Source organism: Vibrio sp. 2132-1, from assembly GCF_033344315.1.
The window spans coordinates 95,366-120,690 of the sequence record NZ_JAWPON010000007.1 but is presented as its reverse complement, the minus strand read 5'-3'; the positions used below and the strand labels follow the sequence as shown (position 1 = coordinate 120,690).

General features: G+C 44.3%; 20 protein-coding genes. 8 read left to right on the top strand and 12 right to left on the bottom strand.

The window, feature by feature from the left end:
• The first annotated feature begins 151 nt into the window (after positions 1-151).
• Entirely contained in the window at positions 152-346 is a 195-nt protein-coding gene (locus R8N47_RS09585; protein ID WP_005373920.1) for a hypothetical protein, read from the top strand.
• Positions 347-421: 75 nt separating this feature from the next.
• Here the strand turns inward: R8N47_RS09585 and fusA are convergent, their stop codons facing one another.
• The 5 genes from fusA to R8N47_RS09560 form a co-directional block, all read right to left on the bottom strand.
• On the bottom strand, positions 422-2,446 hold the full coding sequence (gene fusA, locus R8N47_RS09580) for an elongation factor G (RefSeq protein ID WP_213913796.1): 2,025 nt from the start codon (positions 2,444-2,446) through the stop codon (positions 422-424).
• Positions 2,447-2,739: 293 nt separating this feature from the next.
• On the bottom strand, positions 2,740-3,732 hold the full coding sequence (gene dgcA / locus R8N47_RS09575) for an N-acetyl-D-Glu racemase DgcA (RefSeq protein ID WP_213913794.1): 993 nt from the start codon (positions 3,730-3,732) through the stop codon (positions 2,740-2,742).
• Between the two features lie 50 nt (positions 3,733-3,782).
• Positions 3,783-4,787 carry an N-acetyltransferase DgcN gene (dgcN, locus tag R8N47_RS09570; protein ID WP_191115971.1) on the bottom strand — a complete coding sequence of 335 codons (1,005 nt, stop codon included), beginning with the start codon at positions 4,785-4,787 and terminating at the stop codon, positions 3,783-3,785.
• 101 nt (positions 4,788-4,888) lie between these two features.
• On the bottom strand, positions 4,889-5,770 hold the full coding sequence (locus R8N47_RS09565; protein ID WP_213913792.1) for a LysR family transcriptional regulator: 882 nt from the start codon (positions 5,768-5,770) through the stop codon (positions 4,889-4,891).
• Between the two features lie 154 nt (positions 5,771-5,924).
• Positions 5,925-7,133, bottom strand: a complete 1,209-nt coding sequence (locus R8N47_RS09560; protein WP_017635140.1) for an MFS transporter — start codon at positions 7,131-7,133, stop codon at positions 5,925-5,927.
• 201 nt (positions 7,134-7,334) lie between these two features.
• Between R8N47_RS09560 and soxR the strand changes: the two genes are divergently transcribed.
• Positions 7,335-7,769: a redox-sensitive transcriptional activator SoxR gene (soxR, locus tag R8N47_RS09555; RefSeq protein ID WP_064354523.1), complete on the top strand. Its 435-nt coding sequence runs from the start codon at positions 7,335-7,337 to the stop codon at positions 7,767-7,769.
• Between the two features lie 9 nt (positions 7,770-7,778).
• Here soxR and R8N47_RS09550 read toward each other — a convergent pair whose 3' ends face one another.
• On the bottom strand, positions 7,779-8,174 hold the full coding sequence (locus R8N47_RS09550; RefSeq protein WP_005373896.1) for a DUF2391 family protein: 396 nt from the start codon (positions 8,172-8,174) through the stop codon (positions 7,779-7,781).
• Between the two features lie 13 nt (positions 8,175-8,187).
• Positions 8,188-9,033, bottom strand: a complete 846-nt coding sequence (locus R8N47_RS09545) for a tetratricopeptide repeat protein (RefSeq protein WP_005373890.1) — start codon at positions 9,031-9,033, stop codon at positions 8,188-8,190.
• Positions 9,034-9,233: 200 nt separating this feature from the next.
• Between R8N47_RS09545 and R8N47_RS09540 the strand changes: the two genes are divergently transcribed.
• On the top strand, positions 9,234-9,704 hold the full coding sequence (locus tag R8N47_RS09540) for an ASCH domain-containing protein (RefSeq protein WP_005373887.1): 471 nt from the start codon (positions 9,234-9,236) through the stop codon (positions 9,702-9,704).
• Between the two features lie 54 nt (positions 9,705-9,758).
• Here the strand turns inward: R8N47_RS09540 and R8N47_RS09535 are convergent, their stop codons facing one another.
• Positions 9,759-10,346: a class I SAM-dependent methyltransferase gene (locus R8N47_RS09535; protein WP_064354524.1), complete on the bottom strand. Its 588-nt coding sequence runs from the start codon at positions 10,344-10,346 to the stop codon at positions 9,759-9,761.
• A gap of 92 nt (positions 10,347-10,438) precedes the next feature.
• A complete protein-coding gene (locus R8N47_RS09530; RefSeq protein ID WP_064354525.1) occupies positions 10,439-11,956 on the bottom strand; it encodes a phospholipase D family protein in 1,518 nt (505 codons plus the stop codon).
• Between the two features lie 518 nt (positions 11,957-12,474).
• Between R8N47_RS09530 and R8N47_RS09525 the strand changes: the two genes are divergently transcribed.
• The 5 genes from R8N47_RS09525 to R8N47_RS09505 all read left to right on the top strand — a co-directional run bounded on the left by R8N47_RS09525 (position 12,475) and on the right by R8N47_RS09505 (position 19,649).
• A complete protein-coding gene (locus tag R8N47_RS09525) occupies positions 12,475-13,632 on the top strand; it encodes an efflux RND transporter periplasmic adaptor subunit (RefSeq protein WP_025767993.1) in 1,158 nt (385 codons plus the stop codon).
• A gap of 13 nt (positions 13,633-13,645) precedes the next feature.
• Positions 13,646-16,804, top strand: coding sequence for an efflux RND transporter permease subunit (locus R8N47_RS09520; RefSeq protein ID WP_064354526.1), 3,159 nt, complete (start codon positions 13,646-13,648; stop codon positions 16,802-16,804).
• A gap of 324 nt (positions 16,805-17,128) precedes the next feature.
• The gene (locus R8N47_RS09515; RefSeq protein ID WP_064354527.1) at positions 17,129-17,395 is read left to right on the top strand and encodes a hypothetical protein; all 267 of its coding nucleotides are present in this window, start codon (positions 17,129-17,131) and stop codon (positions 17,393-17,395) included.
• 395 nt (positions 17,396-17,790) lie between these two features.
• Positions 17,791-18,639: a hypothetical protein gene (locus R8N47_RS09510; RefSeq protein ID WP_064354528.1), complete on the top strand. Its 849-nt coding sequence runs from the start codon at positions 17,791-17,793 to the stop codon at positions 18,637-18,639.
• Positions 18,640-18,809: 170 nt separating this feature from the next.
• Positions 18,810-19,649, top strand: a complete 840-nt coding sequence (locus R8N47_RS09505; protein ID WP_064354529.1) for a hypothetical protein — start codon at positions 18,810-18,812, stop codon at positions 19,647-19,649.
• 507 nt (positions 19,650-20,156) lie between these two features.
• Here the strand turns inward: R8N47_RS09505 and R8N47_RS09500 are convergent.
• Genes R8N47_RS09500 through R8N47_RS09490 form a run of 3 tightly spaced genes read right to left on the bottom strand, consistent with a single transcriptional unit; the run spans position 20,157 to position 25,226 of the window.
• Entirely contained in the window at positions 20,157-23,258 is a 3,102-nt protein-coding gene (locus R8N47_RS09500) for an efflux RND transporter permease subunit (RefSeq protein ID WP_025767988.1), read from the bottom strand.
• The gene (locus R8N47_RS09495; RefSeq protein WP_025767987.1) at positions 23,255-24,583 is read right to left on the bottom strand and encodes an efflux RND transporter periplasmic adaptor subunit; all 1,329 of its coding nucleotides are present in this window, start codon (positions 24,581-24,583) and stop codon (positions 23,255-23,257) included. The genes R8N47_RS09500 and R8N47_RS09495 overlap by 4 nt, the downstream gene beginning before the upstream one ends.
• Entirely contained in the window at positions 24,570-25,226 is a 657-nt protein-coding gene (locus tag R8N47_RS09490; RefSeq protein ID WP_025767986.1) for a TetR/AcrR family transcriptional regulator, read from the bottom strand. The genes R8N47_RS09495 and R8N47_RS09490 overlap by 14 nt, the downstream gene beginning before the upstream one ends.
• Between the last annotated feature and the right edge of the window lie 99 nt (positions 25,227-25,325).

The following is a 25,325-nucleotide window of genomic DNA, read 5'->3' as shown; positions in this document are numbered from 1 at the left end:
TGCCAATAGCCACGACAAAGTGCCTCAAAAATATTAAATGCAACCGTTTAAATATGATTTTGCTGTGAGTGTCTAAATTTTACACAGTCTCGCCTGTACTCCGATAAATTCGTTCTACGCTTACTATTCGTCTTAATAAAGGAGAACCAAAATGGCTGTAATGAAGCAGGATATTCCAAATCGTGTAACGGTTTACCATGACAATATCGATCAAGAACAAGAGCTGAAAAATGCGATGCTGCCAGAGAAACCGCGCTACTTTAACGGTGCTCCGACTTACAAAGCGAACAGCATCGAAGAGTTTGAAAGCAAAATCAGTCAGATAGGTTTGTCTCTCGATAAATAATTTTTCTTTTACCTAAAAGCGCCCTCAAAATGAGGGCGCTTTTTTGTTTATGTGATTGATTTGAATCTTAGGGAATTAACCTTGTTGTGCACTGCCTTGGCAGACCTGTTTTTGCACTGCTGGTGGCGCGGGCTCGTAATGGCTTAAAGTCATACTAAAACTGCCTTCACCACCCGTGATGGAGCGCAATCGACGAGCGTAATCTTGCAGCTCATTTACTGGTGACTTGGCTCTGAGTAAGGTGAAGCTGCTGTCTATTGGCTCGGAGCCTTCGATTAAGCCTCGGTTTCCAGATAAATCACCAGAAACATCGCCAACATTCGCGGTTGGGATGTGCAGTTCCATCTGGACAATGGGTTCTAGCACAATAGGATCTGCGTTGTTAATCGCATCTAAAAAGGCTTTCTTACCTGCGATGACAAACGCTATTTCTTTCGAATCGACGGAGTGATATTTACCGTCATAAACGGTGACTTCCACATCCTTAATTGGGTTGCCAGAAATCGCGCCTTCCTCTAACGCTTGCAAAATACCTTTTTCAACAGCAGGAATGAGCGCGGTTGGAATGGCGCCACCCACCACTTTGTTGATGAACTTAAATCCGGCACCACGTTCGAGTGGACGAACCTTCAATTGCACTTCACCAAATTGGCCTGCACCGCCACTTTGTTTTTTGTGTCGATAATGCCCTTCGGCAGGTTTGGTGATGGTTTCAAAGTATTCGACGCTTGGTTGGCAGGTTTCGACGTCCAGTTTGTACACGTTCGCCATCTTTTCTAATGCGACTTTGAGGTGAAACTCCCCTTGGCCGCTGATGATGGTTTCGTTGGTGCGAGCGCGATGTTCGATGCGCAGCGAAGGATCTTCACTGGCAATTTTATTCAGCACATCTCCTAATTTTTGCTCATCTCCACGCTTAAGAGGCTTCAAGCACAAAGAATACATGGAGTCAGGAAGGTCCAACGTTTTGAGTTGAACACCATCTTCTTCGTGAGAGTCATGAACGATTGAATCGAATTCGAGATCATCCACTTTGGCTAAAACGCAGAAGTCGCCTGCAAGCGCGCGAGGGATCTCGGTTCTATCTTTGCCCTGCAGTTGATATAAGTGCCCAACTTTAAATGCCTTGTTGCTTTCGCCAATATAAAGCTGGCTGCCCGCATTGATTTCACCCTGATACACACGTAAGTAGGCAAGTTTTCCCATATATGGGTCGACGCTGACTTTGTACACGTGTGCGACGGTGTGCTCTAAGGTTTCGCAATTTACTTTGATTTTTTTGCCGTTCTTTTCCAGTAGAGGAGGGTTACCCTCGTTTGGCATGGGCATGATCTCCGCCAAGGTGCGCAGCAGCAACTCGACGCCCGCGCCGGTTTGTGCTGAGACAAAACAGACCGGAATCACATGTCCAGTTCTCAGTGCTTCTTCAAACGGATCATGCAGTTGCTCTGCGGTGAGTTCAGAGCCTTGTTCCAGATACAGTTCCATCAGTTCTTCATCGACTTCGATGACTTGGTCAATTAAGGTCTCATGAGCTTCATCTACTGTTGCAAGTAAGGTTTCTCGTCCCAATTCTGGTTCGAAATAGCAGTCAACTACAGATTCCCCGTCAGTCGAAGGTAAGTTGATCGGCAAGCAGTGGTCACCAAAATGCTCAACGATGTTCTCCATCAATCTCTCTAACTGATTACCGTGGTTATCGAGCTTATTGATGATGATCATCTGACATTTTTGCTGCTCTTTTGCAAAGGTGAATAAGCGATCGGAAGTTTGGTTAAGTGGGGTTTGAGGGTCGATGACAAGGGCAGATGTTTCAACGGCAGGAAAAACGCTGATAGTACGGCCAAGTAACTCGTTTTGTCCCGGAGTGTCGATGATATTGAGCCGGTGTTTATTCCAGCGCAGTGCGACTGGCGTTGCTTCAATACTGTGTTGATATTGGATGGATTGAGGGTCGAAGTCGGTAACAGTATCGCCTTTTTCTACGCTGCCTAAATGGTGGGTGGCATCGCAGGTGAAGAGCAGTTTTTCTATCAGTGTGGTTTTACCGGTCCCGGTTTGACCGATAAAAGCGATATTGCGTATTTTATTGATAGGCATAGAGCCTCCTTGCAAGATGGCGTGAAAAACCTACGAATTGCTAGGAAGTGGGTTGTTATAGAAACCCACGCACTGCATTGGAGTAGGGCGGGATTACCGCCTATTCGTTTTCCACGTCATTTTCCGGATGACTCGATGCATAAGACCACCTTCTTGGACTACTGGAATCTTAGCATGCCTCAATAACCATATAATTTATGTGACTTATTTCATGATGGAGCTGATTGTTTTTTAATCGAGATCATAAACTCAGAGGTTCTGACTTTTGGAGCAAAACCTCTGGATTGTTTAGGCTATTTGGAAAGAACGATTTCGCCGTCGCGATAAACTAAGCTCGGCGTTACATCTTGTCCGAGCAACACCGGGCCATCAAGATCGACAACGCTTGCCTGAGCAGCAATGGGTAACGCAGCACGCATCGCCAGCGACGTCCCCAACATACAACCGGACATGAGGCTAAAACCGAGTTTTTTTGCATCGTCGGCCAGCAATAATGCTTCACTGAGCCCGCCTGTTTTATCTAGCTTAATATTCACCATCTCGTATTTTCCAAGCAGTTGATGCAATTGCTCTCTGGTGTGACAACTTTCATCGGCGCAAAGTGGAATGGGGTGCGGAATGCTGGCGAGTACGTCGTCGCAGTCTTGTGGCAACGGTTGCTCGATCATGGTGATATTAAACGGTTCGAGTTGAGCAAATACCGTCGCGAGGTCGAGGCTTTGCCATGCTTCATTCGCATCTAAAACAATTTGCGCGTGCGGCGCGGCATCGCGTACTGCTGCAACGCGCTCAATCACGTTTTCACCATCCAGTTTTACCTTAAGCAGTTTTGCGCCTTGGCTAAGGTAAGCTTGCGCCTGTTTTGCCATCGCTTGCGGCGTGTCGATAGAAACCGTCATCGCCGTCACAATCGCCTCGGGTAACGTAAAGAGGTCGTGAGCCTGTTGCTTGTGGCTCAAAAGCACGTGAAGATGCCAAAGGGCGCAATCCAATGCATTTCTTGCCGCCCCCGCGGGCAATAACGATTGAAGCTGGCTTTTGAGAACCATGACATCAGCTTCGCCTTTGGCATACAAACTTTGCAGTTCATGTGCGGCGTGAGAAATCGCCTTAATCACCGATTCAACCGATTCACCATAACGAGGGTATGGCGTGCATTCACCTTGGGCTGTCATGCCTCGATGTTCAATTGTCACTCGGACTAAGTGGCACTCTGTCCGACTGCCGCGAGAGATGCGAAATGGTGTCGCCATGGCAAGCGTGACAGGTTCTACATGAATTTTCATCTCACTAGTTTTCCCTAAACCGCAGTTATTTTCTAAACCGTAAATGTTTCTTAAATCGTAAGGAGCCTATCTGCAACCGCATCAACGCCAAAACGTACAGGGTCGGTGACGGGCACTTGGTATTTGTCGCTCCAATCCTGGCATAACTGGGCTGCATCTTCTTCGCTGACCGCCGAAGTGTTCAAGCAAATACCCACTAATTGAGCGTTTGGATTTGTTAGGCGAGCAGCGGCCAGATTCGCTTCTATCGTTTGTTCAATGGTTGGCAAGCTCGCATGTGGTAAGTTGCGGATGTGCGGGCGACCAATCTCATGGCACAGTATCAGAGCGTCAGCTTGTGCGCCGTGAAGTAAGCCCAAACTTACGCCAGCAAACGAAGGGTTAAACAATGAACCTTGCCCTTCGATGATGTCCCAATCGTGATCGGTGAACTTAGGGCTGATCGCTTCTACTGCGCCGGAGATAAAATCGGCAACTACGGCATCAATCGAAATGCCACTGCCTGCGATGAGAATTCCGGTTTGACCCGTTGCTTTGAACTCTGCACGACAGTTTTTACGCTTCAATGCATGCTCAATGGCAAGGGCAGAGTACATTTTGCCAACGGAGCAATCTGTCCCTACAGTAAGTACTCGCTTGCCTGCGCGAGCTTTGCCATTGCCGACCTTGAGCGGGGCATCATAATGACGAACATCATATAGTTTGGTTAATCCGCGTTGTTCTAGATCGGCAAGAGGAGCAAATTCCGCCAAACGTTGGTGCATGCCCGATGCAATTTCAAATCCCATCTCTGCCGCTTCAAGTAAGGTTGCTTGCCAAGCTTCGGGAATGACGCCTCCTGGATTTGCCGTGCCGAGCACCAGCGTTTTTGCTCCTTGCTGCTGCGCTTGTTGTATTGTCATGTCGGTTAAACCAAGCGATACGGTTTCTGGCGTCAGGCGGATTTGGCCAAGACAAATCTCAGGTCGCCATTGATATATGCCACGTGCGGTTTTTGCTGCGAGTGGATCGGTTACATCGCCAAGAAAAAGTAGGTAAGGTTGAGCAATTTGCATGATGGTTCCCTTCGTCATCGTTATTGCTCATTAATGTAGCCAGACTGATTTAGGAAACCGAATGCTTATTTGTTAGGCAGGTATAACTTCAGGTTATACCTTTAAACCATCTGTTGTTTTAGGGCGGTGATAAATTGCTTTGTCGCAATGGATTGAGGTGTGTGCTCTGCGAATAAAATAGAGACAGAGAAGGACATATTTGGCTCCAAAGCATGCACGGAAACGGCATTATCTTGGCGATATTGTTTTGCAGTCCAAGGGTCTACAATCGCGAATCCTGCTTCGTTTTTCACCAGTTCAGCCGCCGCGGAGTAGCTGCGGACGGTAATGGCATGTTGATAATGCTCGTCACGCGCTGACAAGGTTTGATGTAACAGCAAGCCCAGAGGGTCTCGGCTATCTAAACCGATAATGGGTAAATCGTGACTGATGAGTTCTTCTAAAGTGACGGTTTTTTCTGTGGGTATCGCTGCGCTTTTAGGGGCAATTAGCGCCAAGTTTTCTTTTAATAACATGTGTCCCATGATCGCTGGTGGCGTTTCTTCACCGAACGCAATGGCGACATCCAGTTCATGTTTCAGTAATCCTGAGCACAGTTCATCGCGATTGGCCGTTAAGAGTTCAAAGGAGATGCCGTGTTCTTTCGACAGCAACGCGACAGTCGGCGCTAACAAGTGTGCGGCCAAAACAGGCGGAGCACCAACTCGTAAATGTTGAGTTCCCTGTTTGACTTTGTTGGTCAGAGAGCGAAATTGTCCGAGTTGTTGATAGACTTTTTCAGCCTCTGGCAATAAGGCTTTGGCTTCTTGAGTTGGAACGAGACGGCCCTTTACACGCTCAAATAAAGCGAAGCTCAGTTGTTGTTCTGTATGGGCGAGAACTCGAGTGACATTAGGTTGGGAAACGTGCAGTAAGCGAGCCGCGCCTGACACCGTTCCTGCTTGCATAATGGCGTAAAAGACTTCTAATTGCCTTAAGTTCACTGCGATTTCCCCCTGCTCATGTTGGTCACCTCAGAATACCCAACCTTGCTGATAAGCGATAGAGGCAAAAGTGCTGGCGTAAAAAATAGGAAGACGATGTTGGTTGCCTTCCTATCTCGCTTTTTCAATTTCTCAACTTCTCAATTTCTATGCTTCACTTTGCTGCTGCATGAAGGGGCAGGTCGTTAAACGGCTCTACGTCTCGACTGAGTAATCCCATCAAAATCACTGCTAACACCATGACAGCAGCTGCGATTGCAAAACCGTATTGTGTTAGTTCGTAATGACTCAACATTGCAATCAGGACGTAACTGAGAGATTGAATGGTGGTGGCAAACATGCTGATGCCGCCATCGACGCGACCTCGTTGATGAACCGCTACGGTGTGATGCATCCAGTTGACTCTCGCAATGCGATTTAGCGCGTTAAATACGCCAAACAGCGCCGTAAACAATAAGATGGTCAGCGGGCTCATCGCAAAACTCATCCCGATAAGCGCAAAAGAGACCATAACCATCGAAGCGAACATAATGTGGCTATGGGAGGCACGGCTTAGCACTTTGGTGACAATAAAGCCGGTTAGCAACGAGCCGAGGCCAAAACTGATGTTGAACCCTGCAAACCAATCGCCAGAGATGCCTTGTTCAGAAAACCAAATCGGCACCAGTTTGCTCAAATACGTCAATGCAGGATAAGAGAGGCAAGAGAGCAGAATAAAGCCATAAAATCGGGGTTCGAGGCGGAATATTTGTTTGCTCTCTTTGAGTTGCGCGATGAAAGCAACGGATTTTGATGCCCTTAATTGTTGGGTATAAGGCGTCAGAATATAGAACATCGCTGCTAACGCAGAGGCGCTGGCCGCAAACAAAGCAAACTCTTTCATACCCCACATTTCAAGCAAAACAATACCCAACGCGCCAGCTCCGAGGGTTGTGGATTGCATTACAATTTCTTGCTGACCCGAAATTTTCGCATACTCATGGTGCTGATAATTTTCTTGGGTGAAAGCGTTGTTGGTCGTCCATGCAAAATTACTCGAAACCCAATACACCAATTGTGCAAAAGCCAGCAACCAGTGTGACTCGAACCCTAACCAATAAGCAATGAACACCACCAAAGCCATACCCGATTGAATCCATTGATTGAGCACGAGTAGTACTTTGCGTGAATGTCGGTCAATTAAAGTGGAAAAGAAAGGCGTTGCTAGAAAAGAAATCGCGGTGCAGCTCAGAGATACTAAAGCTACGAAAGTGCCCATGTTAGGTTCGGAAAGCATGACCCATGGCAGCGCCATCATGAATAAGCCAGAGGAGATACTGTCGAAGAAGCGGCCAGCTAAGTACGGCTGAGTTTTATTTTTCATTATGTTTGCCTCTAACTCCCGATGGATTTCAAAAGGTTGATGTCCAACTGTCTTGTGGTTAACAACCAAGTCGTTCGCGCTGAATACATTATCTTGAGATCGCCGGGGTTTAGCGTTAATTAAGATGGTGCAACTTTAAAACCTCAAGTAAACTTGAGGTAAAGCATTTTTTTAACAAAATTGATACGCAGGGAGTCAAGGATGGAAATCAGCGTAGGAGAAGTGGCAAAACGTTCTGGAGTGAAAGTATCTGCCCTACATTTTTACGAGCAAAAAGGACTGATTTCGAGCTGGAGAAATCAAGGTAATCAGCGTCGCTACCATCGCAGTGTGTTGCGCCGTGTTGCGGTGATCAAAGCAGCGCAGCAAGTTGGGTTGTCGTTAGAAGAAATTAAACATGCGTTAGATGAACTGCCGAAACACCAAGCCCCTAACAAAGCGCAATGGGAAGAAATGGCAAGCCATTGGCATGAACAGTTAGAACAAAAGATTCAAAAACTTAAAGCGTTGCAAAACGATTTAGGCGGATGCATTGGCTGCGGGTGCTTGTCGTTAGAAACCTGCGCACTTCGAAACCCAGAAGATATATTAGGGAAAGACCACTCGGGGTCGAACTTAACGTTAGAAGAAGAGTAGCGATTATCTCTATTCTTTGTCGAAACTGTCGACTACGATCGCGCCCATCGAAGCAGGCATTGTGATGACGATAACGCGTTTTATCGCAACCAAAGGCTCATTCATGAGTGGCAGTTTATCAAGACAGAAAAGAACTAACGCTACCACAACGGCCGCAATGAGGTACGCGATAACCACACGAAAAATAAAGATGGATACGCGATTCTTGATGTGGCTTTGAAACACGCTTTGATACGCGAAAAAACTGAGGAAAATGACAGAAAGACTTAACAGCATGAGCAAGTTTGCCATTGGTAGGCTCTCACCCAATCGCCACGCTTCCTCCGAAAATGAGATCGGGACTGCTAGGGCAAAAGCGCCAACCAATACTTGGCTAGCGTCTTCTAGATTAAAGTGGCTGCTCATGCTGTTTATTCCATTATTCGCTTGCTAGATGTAAGAGCTTTTCAAAACGCTCATTACCGTGCAGCAATTCGAGGTCTCGTTCTTCGGCAAGTAAATCACGAATGGATGGGCTGTATTCAATTGCGCGTTCCAAGTCTTCAATAGCTTGCTCTTCGATACCAAGGCGAGAGTATGCACACGCGCGTTGATACAGTGCAGGGCCGTTGGTGTAATCGACTTCAAGTACGCGGTTACAAATGCTAAGTGCCCAATGGTATTCGTTGATTTCCATCGCTGCGTCGGCTTTGTAAGTCAACGCTTCTAAATCACCTGGACGAATTAATAAGATTTCATCATAGATTTCAATACGTTGTTCTGGAGTTTGAGAGCTTTGTGCACGTAGCCATAAGTTATGGATCTCGTTGATTTTCTCAATCTCTTTGTTGTTTTCGCTGATAATGCGAGTTTTGCGTTTTAAATCTCGCTCAAGGGCGACAAACTTTTTCTCATATTCTTGGGCGATCTTCTCCAATCGTTTATCAGCCATCTCTTTGGTGTTGTGTTTAAACTCGCGCAGAGATTGCCATCCGACAAAGGCAATCAGCGATGCGACACCAGCAATGATGTAGAAGAAGTATGTAACGGTCACGTTGGCATAGTTCAACGATTTATCTGCGACCGTTAGCTCGCGATCGGTGATCTCTGTGATCATTCGCTTTTCTAGGCTTTGATAGTCCTGACGCAGCGCTTTTAGTTCATCTAAAATATAGCGTTCCATTAATGGTCTATCTAACAGATCCGATTCTGAATACTTTTCCTCCGATGCCATTGTTGGCAAGGCAAGTATCAGCGAGAAAAAAATACCAATAAATAAGCGCATATAACGTCCTTTCACGAGAAGAGTACAGATAGACCATGCAACAATAGCAAATAGCACAAACGTTTAGCAAAGTTATTACAAAAGAAATAACTGTCGTCTTCGTAGAAGTCATATTCTTGTTGTTTTTCAGTTTGTTCCTGGTGGTTATTTGTTGTGATATCTTTTATCCTCCTTGCGAATTTATGATTAATGGAGTGAGCATGGACGCGCGAGCTAAGGATTACTTAGAACAATTCCTAGAATTATTATCACCAGAACAAAGGGAAGCTGTACCATCAGTCAGTGCTGACTATTATTGTGCCGACGAATACAACGCGAATGTATGCGCAGATTTGGTTCGTATTGGACAGAAAACTGCATCGTGCAGTTTGGAGCTTTGGTATCGAGAACATGGTGAAACCATGCCCCAAGTCGGTCATTTACAAGTAGTGACGAATTGGGATGGGGACCCGGTTTGCGTGATACGAATTACTGACGTAAGTACATGCAAATATGAGGATGTAACCGCAGAATTTGCCTTCGCAGAAGGCGAAGGTGATAGAACCTTAAACTGGTGGCGTGATGCTCATACTGCATTTTTTAAAGCTGAATGCGATGAGTTGAACATCGATTGGCATGAGAAACGTACGCTGGTTTTAGAGCGTTTTGAAGTGGTGTATCCCGTCAATTAATCTCTGATAGCAGCACTGATTTGAAGTGCTGCTTTCTTTATTGAGAGACCATTTTTAGCGCTTTCGAGCGGTCACACTAAACATATGCCAATGTTTTTGGCTTCCTACTACAGTGGTCCCGTCTTCATCTCTTTCATGCAATGAAATGAGGTCGTAACCCTCGAATAAGCTTTCCACTTCCTTTTTTGTTAATGCGGTAATGTTTGGGTGCATTTCGGAGGTAACCCAGGAGTCTTTCACTCCCAAGAAATCGCCGCAGAAGATACCGCCCGGTTGTAATGCGCTGTCTATTTTTGTCCAGACTTGTTTGAAGCCTGTGTCAGGGCAAAAGAACAAACTGGCATTTGCGATAACCAAGCTGCACTGAGGGTAATTAAATTCAGTAAAACAGCACTGCGAAACCGAAAATCGCTTATTACCTTCAAAGCGTGTTAAACAAGTTTTTACTGCATCTTCATTGCTATCACATGCGTGAACCTTAAATCCCTGTTCGAGGAGAAAGTGGCTGTCTCGACCTATTCCGCAGCCAATATCGAGAGCGACTTTGCCTTCTATCTTAAGTAGGTTCAGGGCATTTTCCACGTTTGGGCGGTGAGGTTGGCTTAAAATCTTCTGATAGTATTCATTCCATTGCGCTGGCATTGAACTTCCTTATGTTGGTTGTGCCCCCCAGCCCCAAAACTAGCGTCCATTTTGTTTCGCTTGACTGGGTAGGTTTGCAGTATTGGCAACTGTTATAGCTGATCTTCAATTGGTAATATTCCGGAGAACCAAGCACCCATTTTTCGCCATACTCCTGCTTCTGGTTCGGAGTCGTATTCTTCGCCTGTTTTTACGTCGGTCCAGACAATGTCCCCGTCGCGCAGAGTTAAGGCATAGGCGTTACTCGACAGTTGATTCGGCAGTTGTTCTAGAAACATTTGCACATATTCTGGCTGTTCTATAACAACTGCCATTTCGGTATTCAAAGCTGCCGAACGTGGGTCCCAGTTCATTGAACCAACGAAAAGTGTTTTGTTATCAATCGTCATTGCTTTAGCGTGTAAACTTGCTCTGCTACTCCCCGTGATGCTCCACTTACTTTTGAGTTTTGCGCTCGCTTTTACTTCCCAAAGCTTGATTCCAGCTTCGAGTAGATCTTTTCGATATTTTGCGTACCAACCATGCACGGCAAACACATCGTTAGACGCGAGGCTATTGGTCACAATCGTGATATCAACGCCTCGCTTGGCCGCGTTACTTAATGCTTGAGTACCTGCTTCAGTTGGAACGAAATAGGGAGAAATGAGCACAAATGAATCCTCAACATTTTTAACCAGTTCCGACAAATTATCAATAAGTTGGCTCTCTCGGGTTGCGACTTTATCGGGCAGATCAAACCATACTTTCGCTTCTCCCCAGTAGAGCTTGAGTTTGCCTTGTTTTAGATCTTGGTACATATCCAGTTGGGTGAAGTCATAGCGGCCGGTTGAAAACTTTTCCTCTAACCGGAGTTTATTGACCTGCTTTTGAATCGCTTGGTCGGTAATTTGCTGTGAATTCGGTGTAATCCATTCCATTGGTATCGCATAGGCGCTATTCCAGTAGAGGTCGAACTGATCGGCAGTTTGTTGTACCGCCTCACCATAGAGCAGAAGATCAAAATCACCAAACTCAACTTGCGATTCAAAAGAGAAGTATTCATTGCCGATATTTCTACCTCCGACAATGGCGGAAACACTGTCTGCAATCAGAGACTTATTGTGCATACGACGATTAAGGCGTTCAAAATCGCTAGCAAGAGCGAACCAACGGGAGTCGCGATACTGATGCGGGTTAAATAAGCGGATTTCTATATTAGGATGTGCATTGAGGGCAGCCATCACATCGTCGTTTCGCTTTTGCATATCGTCAAGCAACAGCCTTACTCGAACACCACGCTTTGCCGCTTCATACAAGCGCCACGTTATTAGCTGACTCGTTTCGTCACCACGGTAAATATAGTATTGAAGATCAAGACTTTTCTGGGCGGACTCGATCAAAGAGGTTCGAGCAAGAAGGGCATCGTGTCCCTGATTTAACGGTGCAAAGCCAGTTATGGACTTAGGATCTCTCCCGTAAGCTTCAAAGTACTGCGCAAGAACAGAATCCTTTTGATAACCGAGCTGAAAGCTGGTGGACTTTTCACTGGCGTCATTCAACGATACGGATGAGCATGCCGATAAAATAGTGAGCAGCGAGGGGAAGAGCAACTTGGCGAGCGTTTGTAACAAAGCACATTTCCTTGTCTTACAGAGTGTTACCTACTCCAAATTATAGACTTAAGCTGACGCCACATGCACCCAGAACCGTTTGATAACGAGCGATTAATCAATGAATTGCCATAGAGCCTGCACCAAGTTCAACTTTTAGAGCGCAGATAATCATTTATTTTAATTATCATTATGGCCGTATTGGTCATAATCACTAATATCTGGTGATTATGACCAATAGCACACTGGATAAAATAATGGTTTTTATATAACCATATGATTTTTAATAAATAAATGCTTGGCATGTCATTTGCTGTTTAGAATAAAAGTTAAGTCAGAGCAACTTGCGCAGTTGGTTAATTTTTTGTTAATTTTATTAACTTTGAATTGGCAATAACTATCTAGTTCGCTGCTTAAAAGACTAGGCAAGTGCCGCTTTGATGTTTATTCAAATTCAATTCTCTCACCACCATGCTTACCGGGAGCAATGGACTGAATAAAAGTGTGGTGTTGAAAACAACAATAAAAAAGGATTTTCGATGTTAGCAAAACCCATATTACGTTGGCTTTTACCCTTCGTCGTCGTTGGAGGCTCTTATGCAGGATATGCTGCAATTGCCGCAACTGCGCCGGAAAAAGAGTCAACCAAAGATGCAATTACAGAACCTACTGTTCAGGCTTCTTCTCTTTTTCCTACTGATCACAAAGTGGTGATTACCAGTCACGGTGAATTAGTCCCTTTTGAAAAAACACACCTTTCCGCGCAAGTCAGTGGTGAAGTGATAAGTTGGCACCCGAATTTTGTAACGGGTGGCATCGTGAAACGAGGAGAGGTTCTTTTCACAATTGAAAGTGACAACTATGAAGCGTCGGTTTTACAAGCTGAAGCCGATTTAGCTAGTGCACGCGCAAACTTGATTGAGGAACAAGCGAAAGCCGAAGTTGCAAAACGTCAGGCAAAGAGACTGAGCGATAAGCAAGTGACGGATCTGTATTTACGCAAGCCTCACGTTTTGAGCGCACAAGCCCAAGTGAAGTCGGCTCAAGCGGCACTCAAACGAGCAAAAAGAGAGTTAGAAAATTGCAAAGTCGTTGCACCTTACGATGCGCTGGTTGTTGAGCGTGATATTGGTGTTGGTCAATTTGTTACATCTGGTTCTCGAGTTGCCACGTTAAACAACATCGAAGTGGCAGAGGTGCATGTACCCATTGCCGGTTTTGATAGTGCATTTTTACCCGAATCCATTGGTGAACTCACTGCGACAGTGACGCAGCAAGGTGTATTTTCTACCACTAGAGAAGGTCGAGTAGTTCGTGATTTAGGCATGATTGATAGCGCTACCCGAATGATTAACATGGTCATTCAAATCGCGGACCCATACGGTGTCGATAACCAGCAGCCTCCAATTAAATTCGGCTCCTACGTTGAAGTGAGCTTCACTGGTAAGGAACTTAAGCATATCTACCGCTTACCACAGGAATTAGTAAAAAATCGTACCGTGTGGGTAGTGAATGGCGATAATCAACTTCAACCCAGAACTGTCACGGTTTTGAGAGCAGAAGGTGAGTTTTTGCTGGTGGGCGAAGGCTTAGAGCAAAGTGATAAGTTGGTACTGACCTTACCAGAGTACCCTCAAAAAGGCATGGCGGTACAAATCGCAAAAAAGAGTGACGACTCCGAAACCGTCGTACAGTAAGTAGGAGTTTGTCATGGAAGATACTAAACAAAAGGGCTTGATTGCCTATTTTGCGAATAACCCCGTCGCTGCCAACCTTTTGATGGTGTTCATCATTATCATGGGTGTGGTGAGCTTTCTCTTTATTCAAAGGCAGATGTTTCCGAATATTGAGGTGAACTACATTGATGTTCGTGCGACTTATCCTGGCGCTTCTCCTCAAGAGATAGAAGAGAGTATTCTCGTTAAGGTCGAGGAATCGATTAAAGACGTCACCGGGATTAAAAAAGCAGTCTCAACGGCCTCTAGAGGTAGCGCGTATGTTTCCATCGAGGTAGACGTTAATGCCGATATCAAGCGTGTCTTAGATGATGTAAACCAACGTATTGATACATTGTCTAACTTACCAACGGGTATGGAACCAATCAATGTTTACCAAGTTGAATGGCGCCAAGATGTAATCGAAATGGGATTAGTTGGGGACCGACCGCTCGAGGAGCTTAAACCGATCGCTAAGCAAATCGAAGATGAATTACTTCAGTTAGAAAACGTCATGCTGGTGTACCTGAGTGCGCCAGAAGAAGAAATAGCGATTGAAGTTGACCCACTTGTTCTTCGTAAATACGACCTGACGTTGAGCGATATCAGCAGCGCGATCAGCCGTTATTCAGCTAACTTTTCTGCGGGCGAAGTAAAAACAAATTCAGGGATGATTGCAGTAAGGATTGAAAACCAATACTACCGTGGTGATGAGTTTAGAAATATTCCTGTAAAGCTTGGCGCAAATGGTGCGAAGGTTTTACTGCAAGATATCGCCACGATCAAAGATGGTTTTACGGAAGAAGAGCGCTATTTTGAATACTCAGGGCAAAATGCGATCTACATGTCTGTTGAAGCAACTCGTGATCAGAACATTATCCCTGTTGCACAGTCCGTTCGTAATTATATTGAAGCAAAAAACAAGACATTACCGCAGGATGTTAAGCTCAAAGTCTTAGTTGATACGACTTATTATTTAAATGGGCGTCTCGACATGATGTTGAAAAACTTGCTGCAAGGCGCTGCATTAGTCGCGATTATGCTGACCATTTTCCTACGTTTCCGCTTGGCTATGTGGGTAATGATCGGCTTACCAGTGTGTTTCCTTGGTGCGGTGATGATGATGCCAGCTTTGGGTATTACAGTGAACATCGTCTCGCTGTTTGCTTTCATTATGGTGCTCGGAATTGTGGTGGATGACGCCATCGTCATGGGAGAAAGTGCGTACAGTGAAATCGAAGAAAAGGGCGGCGGTGTCGAGAACGTGGTACGCGGTGTCAAACGTGTTGCTACGCCAGCGACATTTGGTGTTCTGACAACGATTGCTGTATTCGCACCATTCTTGCTTTCGAGTGGTATTGATAGCGCTTTCTTTTATGGTATCGCGGGGGTTGTGATTCTTTGTTTGATCTTCAGTTTGATTGAATCAAAGTTGATCCTACCAGCGCACTTGGCGCATACCCATTTTAAACCAGTCAAGCCTGGTGGATGGCGAGATCGTTTCAACCAACGTTTCTTCGGCTTTGTAAACGGTCCGTATCGTAACTTTGTAACAACATGCACCCATTGGCGCTGGACAGTGTTTGCGGTGTTCTGTGGTTTACTGCTGATCAGCGCGGCTTTGATCAACGCGAATTATGTTCGGGTGATCCCTAACCCTAAAGTGCCGACCGACTATCCTGCGATCACTATTGAAATGAATGATACCGTTTCAAGTGAGCAGACAATCAGTGCACTCAAGACTATTGAACGTGTCATGCAAAAGATCGAATCTGAGACCATTGCAGAACATGGTCAAGGAATGATTCGTGATGTGCTGTCGTACAACAGAAGCCGCACCGAAGGTCGTGTATTAGTGCCTCTGGTTGATGAAGAGTTACGCCCGTTCAATACATTTGAACTGGCTCGACGTTGGCGTGAAGCTATGCCTGTTATCCCAGGTATGAAGAGCATCAAAATCCGCGAGCAGAGTGCGGGTGGTGGTGACAGAGATGAGTTTGGCTACTTGTTGTTTGGTTCTAACATCAGTGAGCTCAACGAGGCTGGGCGTTACTTGATAGAGCGTTTACAGCAGGAAGAAGGGTTATATGATATTTCATCTTCTATTGATTCTGGAAGCAAAGAAGTACTCCTGTCTCTTGCGCCTGTAGCGTACGATCTCGGTCTGGATCTCACCATGATCGCAGAGCAAGTTGGTGGCAGCTTTTATGGTGGCGAAGCACAGCGCATTATTCGTGATGGTGAAGAAATTAAAGTTATGGTGCGTTACCCGCAATTGACGCGTGAAGCATTCTCATCATTGCGTTACGCTGTGATTACCACACCAGCAGGTAAGAAGGTCATGCTAGGTGATGTGGTGAAGATCAACGAGCAGCCGGGCGTGAGTAGCATTCGACGTGAAGGCGGGTATCAAACCGTTTATGTTTATGGTTCCATAGACGAAGAATTGGTTGAGCCTCAAGAAATCGTTAAGGTCATTGACGACAATATCTTACCGGACATGAAGCAAGCCTTCCCAACTGTGAAAACAGAATTGGGCGGTGATATTGAAGAGCAGGCTGCGCAGCGTAATGAACAGATTTTGTTCTTTATTGCAGGCATGATCATCGTCTACATCTTGTTAGCTGTACCGTTAAAAAGTTATACCCAACCTTTGATTGTAATGTCCGTCATTCCGTTTAGTCTGACGGGGGCGATTTGGGGCCATTTCTGGCTAGGTTTAGACATAAGTATGATGTCGACATTTGGTTTGATCGCCGCTGCTGGCGTGGTTATTAACGACTCTCTGGTTATGACAGATTACGTAAACCAAGTGAGAGAAAAGGGTATGAACATCAAACAAGCGGTTGTTGAGGCGGGTTGTGCTCGTTTTCGAGCTATCACGCTCACCTCAATAACGACGTTTGCGGGTGTATTGCCGATAATGTTTGAAACGAGTTTGCAGGCGCGTTTTGTCATACCGATGGCTGTCGCTTTGGGCTTTGCGGTGTTGTACGCAACGGTTCTGACTTTAGTGTTGGTGCCTTGTTTGTATTTAATGCTTGAAGATATTAAAAATATTTTCAGATCGATTAAGAGGTTTATCCATCGTTTGATTAATCGTTTCAGAAAGTCGCCAGTGACGTCGAGCGTTGAAGCAAGCGTATCGAGTTAACAAGCTTGATGTTAACGATTAGGAGCAGCCTTCGGGCTGCTTTTTTGTTTCCGTATTTTGATTCAAAGCGATTTTTTAGTGGGCAGTTACGTAATTATCTGATGAGAAAACTGCCTGACAAAGCATTTCTAATATGTATGTTTCTAATGTTTTAAATTTGCATGGTTAATTTGACGCTTGGTTAGCGAAATTTACCAGACGAAGATAACGTTGAATATGAGGTTTTATTTAAGTTGTTGAAAAATAACAAAATAAAAGTTGGCATCGTATGTGCAATATATAAATTGTAATTAAAATTAACTGCTAATCCTCAAGGAGCTTATTATGAAAAGCGTATTTCTATCTACTCTAAGTCTTATTGCTGTAATGTCATCACCAATCGCTGCTGCTAACACTTTAGACAAAGAGGAGTGGAGCTCAGATTTACGTCAGGACTTTTCTGAAATGAAACATGAAGCTATAGCAGATATTCAGCAAATGAACATGGATGCCATTCGTGCACGTGATGAGCGTATCGTGAAAAACATTAAAGATGAGCAAGAACAGTTAGTAAAGGTAACGTGCCACAAAGAGAAAGCAAGCAAGTCATAAACGCCGATAAAAGAGACTAACAGACGAAAATGAATCCAATACGAGTTCGGTGTTAGTTAGCAGTAAGCACTGACCTTGTTGCTCTACTTGCCAGCCTTTTAAGGCTGGCTTTTTTGTTTCTCATTTCATGGGTGGAGATCAGATCCTCAAGCTTATTATCAATAGTTGGCGTGTTTGATGAGCTATTGCTGGATGGAGCGGATGTAACTTTCAAAAGTGTAGATTTCAGTAAAGTGGAGGTGATGTTAGATATTTAAAATTTAGAAAAGATCCGATCTCCTTTTTGATCTTCATAATACCTTAGTATGTGGCTTACCTTTACTTGAATTAGAGCTCATATTGCAGGCTCTCGTTTAAAGGTATTGATGCATATTTGAAGAGTAAGAGATAGACATATGAGTTTTATTAAAATGTGTAAAGATGGTTTTAGAGGAAAGCCGGATTTCTCTGACTTATTACATAATGCGTTCCAGATAGATGACTTAGTGCTGTCATTTGAGTGTCCGAACAACATATATGAAGGACATGTATACCAGGATCTTGTTAATTTAGAACAGTTCGATGTTGAATCAAAAATAGAGAGGCATGAAAGGTTTGTAAAGTTAGCTACGGTATATTTTTTGTTTCAGAAGAAAATATTAAACCCTTTGCTTCCTATTAACAAACAAGGTGGATTATATATTAGGCTACGGGTTAAATCTACTGGAGAAGATATTGATAATATTAGTCAATTGTCCTCATTTTTAGAGAGAGAATATTATGATTTTTATCATGCCCCGGAGCAAAGTGAAGGCTCTATGAGGGGGTATCATACAGACTTGATGAAAGAATTGACTAAGCGTGCGAATAAACAATGGGGAGAAATTCCAGAAAGTGAAGACCGAAAAAGAGAAAAAGAAGAATATTTAATTAGAGGTTTCTTAAGTGGTTATCCACCAATAAAGTGTGAGATAGTTGAAGTTGGAAAAAACAAATACTCAAAATACTCAGAAGGTAATCTTAAGTATAAGAGTGAATTACGAAGAGTATACAATTTACCCATAAAAAATGAATTCTACCTGAGCATCGAGTTTTGGTATAAGTACGAATCGATGTTTGCTAAGCAGAAGTTTTTAGATTGGGTGAGAAGTGCGGATGAAACCTTTGAAAAAAAAGTATTGGAATTACTGGATTTGTCTCCGCTCATCGACTCGTATACAGCCAAAGCAGTAAAGGGATTGAACGAAAAAACTAAGGCTGAGTAACACAGCGTCAGTGTCAAGAAAAGCTAGCAAAGTATGTAGCCATGAGAGAAAAATGAATCAAATTGGATGTCTATTTACCTTTGTACGCCATGGCGCATATAAAGCCAATGGATTTAGTATAGAGCTTATCACAAATATCAATACATATTTAAATAACAAGAGATATAAATATGAATTTTATCAAAATCTTTAAAGATGGGTTTAGAGGGAAACCAGATTTTGCACACTTGTTACATAATGTATTCCAGATAGATGACTTAGTACTATCATTTGAATGTCCGAACAATATATATGAAGGTCATGTATACCAAGATTTTATTGAATTACAACGATTCAATATTGATTCAAAAGTAGAGCGGCATGAAAAGTTTATAAACTTGGCCACGATTTATTTCTCTTTTCAAAATAAAATAATAAATCCACTATTACCAATCAATAAACAAGGTAGCTTATATATTCGGTTAAGGATTAAATCTTCAGATAAATATATTACTAGTGTTAATCAACTATCTTCATTTATAGAGAAAGAGTACGTGGATTTTTATCATGCTGTAGAGTCACCTGACGGTTCTCAAAAAGGTGATCATACAGAGTTGATGAATGATGCCATTGCGTATGCAAATCATCGTTGGGGAATGGACCCGATAAACGAAGAAAAAAAGAGAGCGAAAGAAGAGTTCCTTGTAGGAGAGTTTCTTCGTGGTTACCCTCCAATCAAATGCCAAGATATCAAGATTGGTGGAAATACATTTTCAAAATATGTAGAAGGAAATTTGGAGTATAAAAAAGACTATCGAAGAGTGTACAATTTGCCTATCAAAAATGAGTTTTACTTTAGTATTGAATTTTTATATGAAATCGAGCCTATGTTTGCTCAAAAAAAGTTTTTAGATTGGGTAAGACACGCGGATGAAATCTTTGAAAAAAATGTTTTAGAGTTGCTAGCACTGTCTCCGCTTATTGATTCGCATACTACCTCCAAATCCGAAAGGTTGGCAAAAAAAAGTTGATCCAGAGCGTTCATACTTAACTTAAAGAAAAAAGCCCGCGAAGAATGCTTTCACGGGCGAAAAAAGGGCACCAAATTGGGTGTCTATTCATTTTGGAGGTGGTCGAACGTCCATATAAAACTGACAATAGGCTTGGTGAGAGGCTTACCACCAGTGCGACCAACGAGGCTAAAGTTAACATTGTTGTAATGATTGTTAAAATGTTAATTCTTCAATCAATGTTTTCATTATCGTGAGTTTAAATTGTGAATGTGTTGCCTGCGTGTATTTTTACTCTGTGAAATGCCGTTTTTGACAATAAAACATATTATAAATCTTGTGTTGGTTATTTGATTTGGTTATATAAAACTCAACATACTTAATCCTTAACTGTTCATATTTACACTTAATGAGACACAATAACCCTCTGTTTGTTAACTGATTGTGTGTTTTTTAACGCGTTGGTATTGAACAAAAAGCGACCTAAGCCGCTCTTGTTCATTTTGATAAGTTTACTTATCAGTCGTTTTAGATTTCTTCGTGCTTATGGACTAGGCCGAAGTCAGCTAAAATGGCATACGCAGCAGGGATCATAAACAACACCAGCAGAGTGGATGCGAAAATACCAAACACGATGGAGATAACCAGTGGTTGGATAACCTGTGCTTGCAGGCTGGTTTCAGTCAGTAACGGAAGCAAACCTGCTGCAGTGGTCATTGATGTCAGGAATACTGCTCTAAAGCGTTCCCGACTGGCTTTGACGACCGAGTCGTGCACATTATCCCCTTCATCGACATGATGGCGTATGTACTGAACTAACAGAATCGAGTCATTCACCACAATCCCCGCTAATGAGACGAAGCCCATCATACTTGGCATACTCAATGAGTGACCGAGTAGGATGTGTCCCCATACCACGCCAATAAAGGCGAGGGGAATCGCAAGCATGACGACGAATGGTTCCAAATAACTGCGGAATTGGTAACTCAGAATCGCAAACACGCCAAACAAACCAAGCAAGAAGCCTTTACCCATTGATGCCCCAGTTTCAGCGGTATCTTTGGCTTCGCCTTCAAAATCAAAGCGAAGACCAGGATACTTTTGCATAAGCTTTGGTGCTTCATCTTGTTGGAACTGACGAATAATGGCGGTTGAGTTGGCTTTCGTATTGTCGATATCGCCGAATACGCTCACAGTCCTCAAGCCATCAATGCGCTGGATTCTTACGTAATTACGTTGGAAATCCAAAGTCGCAATGGTTGCGAGGGGGATTTGACTGCCATCGGACAAGATAATCGGAAAGTTTGCCAATTGCTGTAAGTCACCGGCTTGTGCTTTATCGAGGCGAACTTCGATGGAAATGTTTTCTACCCCAACTTGGATCTCGTCTGCGGTTTGGCCAAAGAAAGCTGCACGCAATTGATTGGCGATGAGTTGGCCGTTAATCCCGTAAGCTTCTGCGCCCGGACGCAGTTTTACCAAGACTTCTTCTTTACCCATACGCATGTCATCCAACACGCCATGGACACCGTCAAACTCATTTAAGTACTGTTGAATGTCGATAGAGGCGGCTTTGAGCGCATCCAGTTCATCATGCTTCGCTCGAATTTCAATCGCTCGTCCACCCGGCCCCATGGTCGGTTGTTTAAATACCAGTGAGATAGGATCCGCAAGTTCACCAATGTCTTCACGCCATGCGTCGATAAATTCATCGATGAGTGTGTTACGACTCTCGGCGCCCAGCAAATCCAGACGTACCGTGGCAATGTGAGGGCCAGATTCATTCGCGTCGGCGTTAGCGTTGAATTGACTGGTGATGTGTAGAACCAATGGATTGCCGTCTTCCACTTTCTCTGTCCATTCTTTATCTAGCTTTTGAGCGGAAGCGACGATCTTATCGACGACAGCTTCCGTTTGAGACAGAGAAGAACCCGGAGGAAGAATAATGCGCGCTTCTGCAATGTCGCCATCCAACTCAGGGAAGGGTTGGAACTTGAGTAAACCACCTACTAACGTGGCAGCGGAGATAAGAAGTAATGCAACTACGCCACCCATAAAGGCATAGCGATACTCGACCACTTTATCCACTGCGTTGACCAAGGTGGTGTTACGGAAGTTTTCAAAAGAAGCGAGCAGCTTTTGTTTAAACTTCGGTGTCTTTCGCTCTTGCTTTTGTTTATGTAGCGAATGAGAAAGGTGGTTAGGTAGGATCAAGAAGGCTTCCACCAAACTCAAACTCAAAACGAGGATCAGAACTTGAGGAACTGCTTTAAGTACCGCACCCATTTCACCTTGCAGGAATAACAAGCTACCAAAAATACACACCGTAGTTAGGAAGGAAGAAATTACCCCTGGCAGTACCTTTTTCACTCCTTTGATAACGGCATCATCGATCTCTTCTCCTCGGTCGAGGTGAGCGGCAATCGATTCGGCAATAACGATGGCATCATCCATCATGATACCGATGGCCATGAGTAACCCGACCAAAGACATGATGTTGATGGACAGGCCAAGTTGCGCCATCAAAAATAACCCACCTAAGAAGGCAACGGGTAAACCAGCTGCGACCCAAAAGGAATAGCGAAAACTAAAGAACAACCACATGGTGGCGAAGACCAGAATGATACCTTGCCAACCGTTTTTGACCATCATGGTCAGGCGATCCCAAAGCACGGATGAAAGGTCATTGGTCATTTGTAGCATCACACCGTCTGGCGCGATAGCTTGTTGTTCTTCGACAAATTGAGCAACCCGTTCCTTGATACGCAGTGCGTCATCTTCTTTGTTTTTGCTGACTTTTAGTAGGGCAGAAGGGTGACCATCGAAGAGGACTTTCTGTTCGTCCAATTCAAACCGGTCGGTAATCGTCGCAATATCTCTTAGACGGATGATTGAGCCATTTGTACCAGAGCCCACGACGATAGTCTCAAGCTCTTCCGGCGTCACGCGTCGTTCGTCAAAGCGGATCAGAAAGTTCTTATCTGGCGTTTCGACATTACCACTTGGCAACTTGACGTTTTGACGACCAATCTGGTCCGCAATATCACCAACACTCAAACCAAGTTGTCGGATAGCTTGAGTGTCTAACTCTACTCGGTATTGGTGGTCAGAGAAGCCAGCAACTTCAACCAAAGAGACATCGTAATCGATTTTTAACGTGCGTTTAAGCTGTTCGGCATACGCTTTTAGCTCTGGCCATGTGGTATCTGCGGTGATCGCGACATCCACAACTGGCTCGTTCCAATCGAGCTCTTGGACCACAGGAGATTCAATCTCTTGTGGGAAGTCGTTTATCGAGTTGATCTGGGTTTGAACATCAACCAACATGCGCCCAATGTCGGCTTCTTCATTCAGTTTTAAGATAAGACGCGCAGAACCCTCAATCGCTTCACACTGAGTTTCTTTAATGTTGGCAAGGCCATCGACAGCATCTTCCATTCGGATACAGATGCTCTCTTCTACCTCTTGAGGGGAAGCGCCGGGGTAAACCACACCAGCTAGGATGTAGGGCGGATCAAACTCAGGAAAAGTTTCACGCTTAATCGTGGAAAGTGAAGAAATCCCCAATATCAGCAGCGTTAGCATCAGCAAGTTGGCTGCTGTTGGATGCTTGGCGAAGAATCGGATCATGAATCAGACTCCTCAATAGCCGTTTCTGACTGTTCAGGTGACTCTTTCAATAGCATGCCGTTAATCGCAGGCAGCAAATCGTTGATGATCAGCTTCTGACCTTGCTCTAGTTCACCATCGATCACCACTTGGTTATTGCGACGATATAACACTTCAACCGTGACGACTTGCAGACGATTGTCATCGCCCATCAGGTAAATCTTATTGCCATGAAGCGCACGCTCTGGGATGACCCAACTCGGGTTCTCTTGTCCCTCAATCAAGGCACGCACAAACATGCCGTTCACCAATGGAGGCGCAGACGTTGGGTTTAATGCACGGTAGTCTTGTTCAATTTCCAGAATCACACCGGCAGTCGCTTGGCTTGGATCAACCGTTTCACTGATGCGTGCAACTTTCGCAGGCCAGCTTGCAGAGAGGTTACCGCTGCTGAGTTCAATGTTGGCATGAATCGCATTCATATCAGGTTGTGGAATACCAGATTCATCACGGACAAACTCACCGATGCTCGCCGCCAAAGTTTGCATGTCATGAATGGATAGTTGAGCTTCCACTTCCATGACATCAATACCATGTCCTGTCACCATGGTTTGTTGGAGGTTAACCACTTGCTTTTTCTCAATTTCTACGTCAGCAATACGCAAATCGTAAGGAAGCGTGATGATAGTTTTATCAAGCGAGCGTTCGGCCTCATCCACTTTTGATGCATTAACTTTAACTAGGGCTTCCGCGACTCGTTTCTCATCCGGCATCAAACCAATTTGATTTTCAATATCCAGTACTAACTTACGTTGAGAGAGCGCGCTTTGCTCTTGCTGATCTACATCCGATTGCGAGGTTAAGCCTTTCTTACGTAGGTTTTGTTTACGGTCTAACTCTTTGTTGGCGATAACCAGACGGTTGGCTTCTATCTTGAGTGTGCTTTTGAGATTCGCTTCTTCTTGGTTCAGCTTAGCCAGAGAGGTTTGAGCAGATTTGAGATCGGCTTGAGCTTGAACCAGTTTCAACTCGTAATCGAGTGGGTCGATTCGCAAGATTTCCGTTCCTGCTTGCAGCACTTGTCCTTTTTCCAGTTGCGGATGACGGTAAACCACTTTACCGGTCACTTCGGCTATCGCTTTCCATTCAACTTTCGGTGCGATTTTACCAAAGCCAATAGCAACAGGTGCAATCGCTTTCAGCTCAAGTGGAATCGTCTCGACCAACCGTGCACGATCTCCAGCGGGTTTTACGGGCAAATCTGGTTTGAGGCTAATCGCCAAAAACAGAATGACGACCCCCACCGCAAGAGCAGGAAAGAACAGCAGCTTTTTATTTATCTTCATATTGGTCGCCCGAGTCTAAAAATCCATGTTTCATCAGTTGTATGTTGTGTTCGAATAATCGGTTCAAGAAGGCTTCAGAAAGTTCAATGCCATGAATGGCGAGCAGTGCTGGTGGTGCCATAAAAGGAAACACCATCAAGCTGATGTAAGAGACGCGACAAAGTTGAGGGTCGGCGTCTTTTCGTAAAACGCCACTGTCAATCAACTTATCAAAGATCACGCCTTGCATTGGCTTGCTGATATCTGCGAAGACTTTTTCGAGCAGTTTGCGTTGGGTTTCCGATGGGGGCATATGCATAACTTGGGCAACTAAGCGTGGGAACTGTGGTACCTTGATCATTTCGCGGTAGTAGGTACGCATTAGATCGAGAAAGTTTTGCTCGTTACTGTTGGATACCAACGTCTGCATCTGCTTTTGCATCGGTGACAGTGTTTCGCGCAACATGGTCTCGAACAAGCCTTCTTTGTTGCCAAAGTAGTAACGAATCATCGCCACGTTCACGCCTGCTTTCTGCGCGACTAGGCGAGTAGAGACCTTGTCATAAGCCATAATGGTGAAGAGTTCGCGCGCATGGAAAATCAGTTTTTCCCTTGCGTCGATATTATCTGTGGGTCTTCCCGCCCTTCGATGCGCTTCCGTCACAATCTTCTCTCAAAATATTAAACATTTGATTAATTATAAGACGCTGATTTCTCATGTGACATGTGAAAAATTAATCAGTATTTAATCAAGTGATTAATT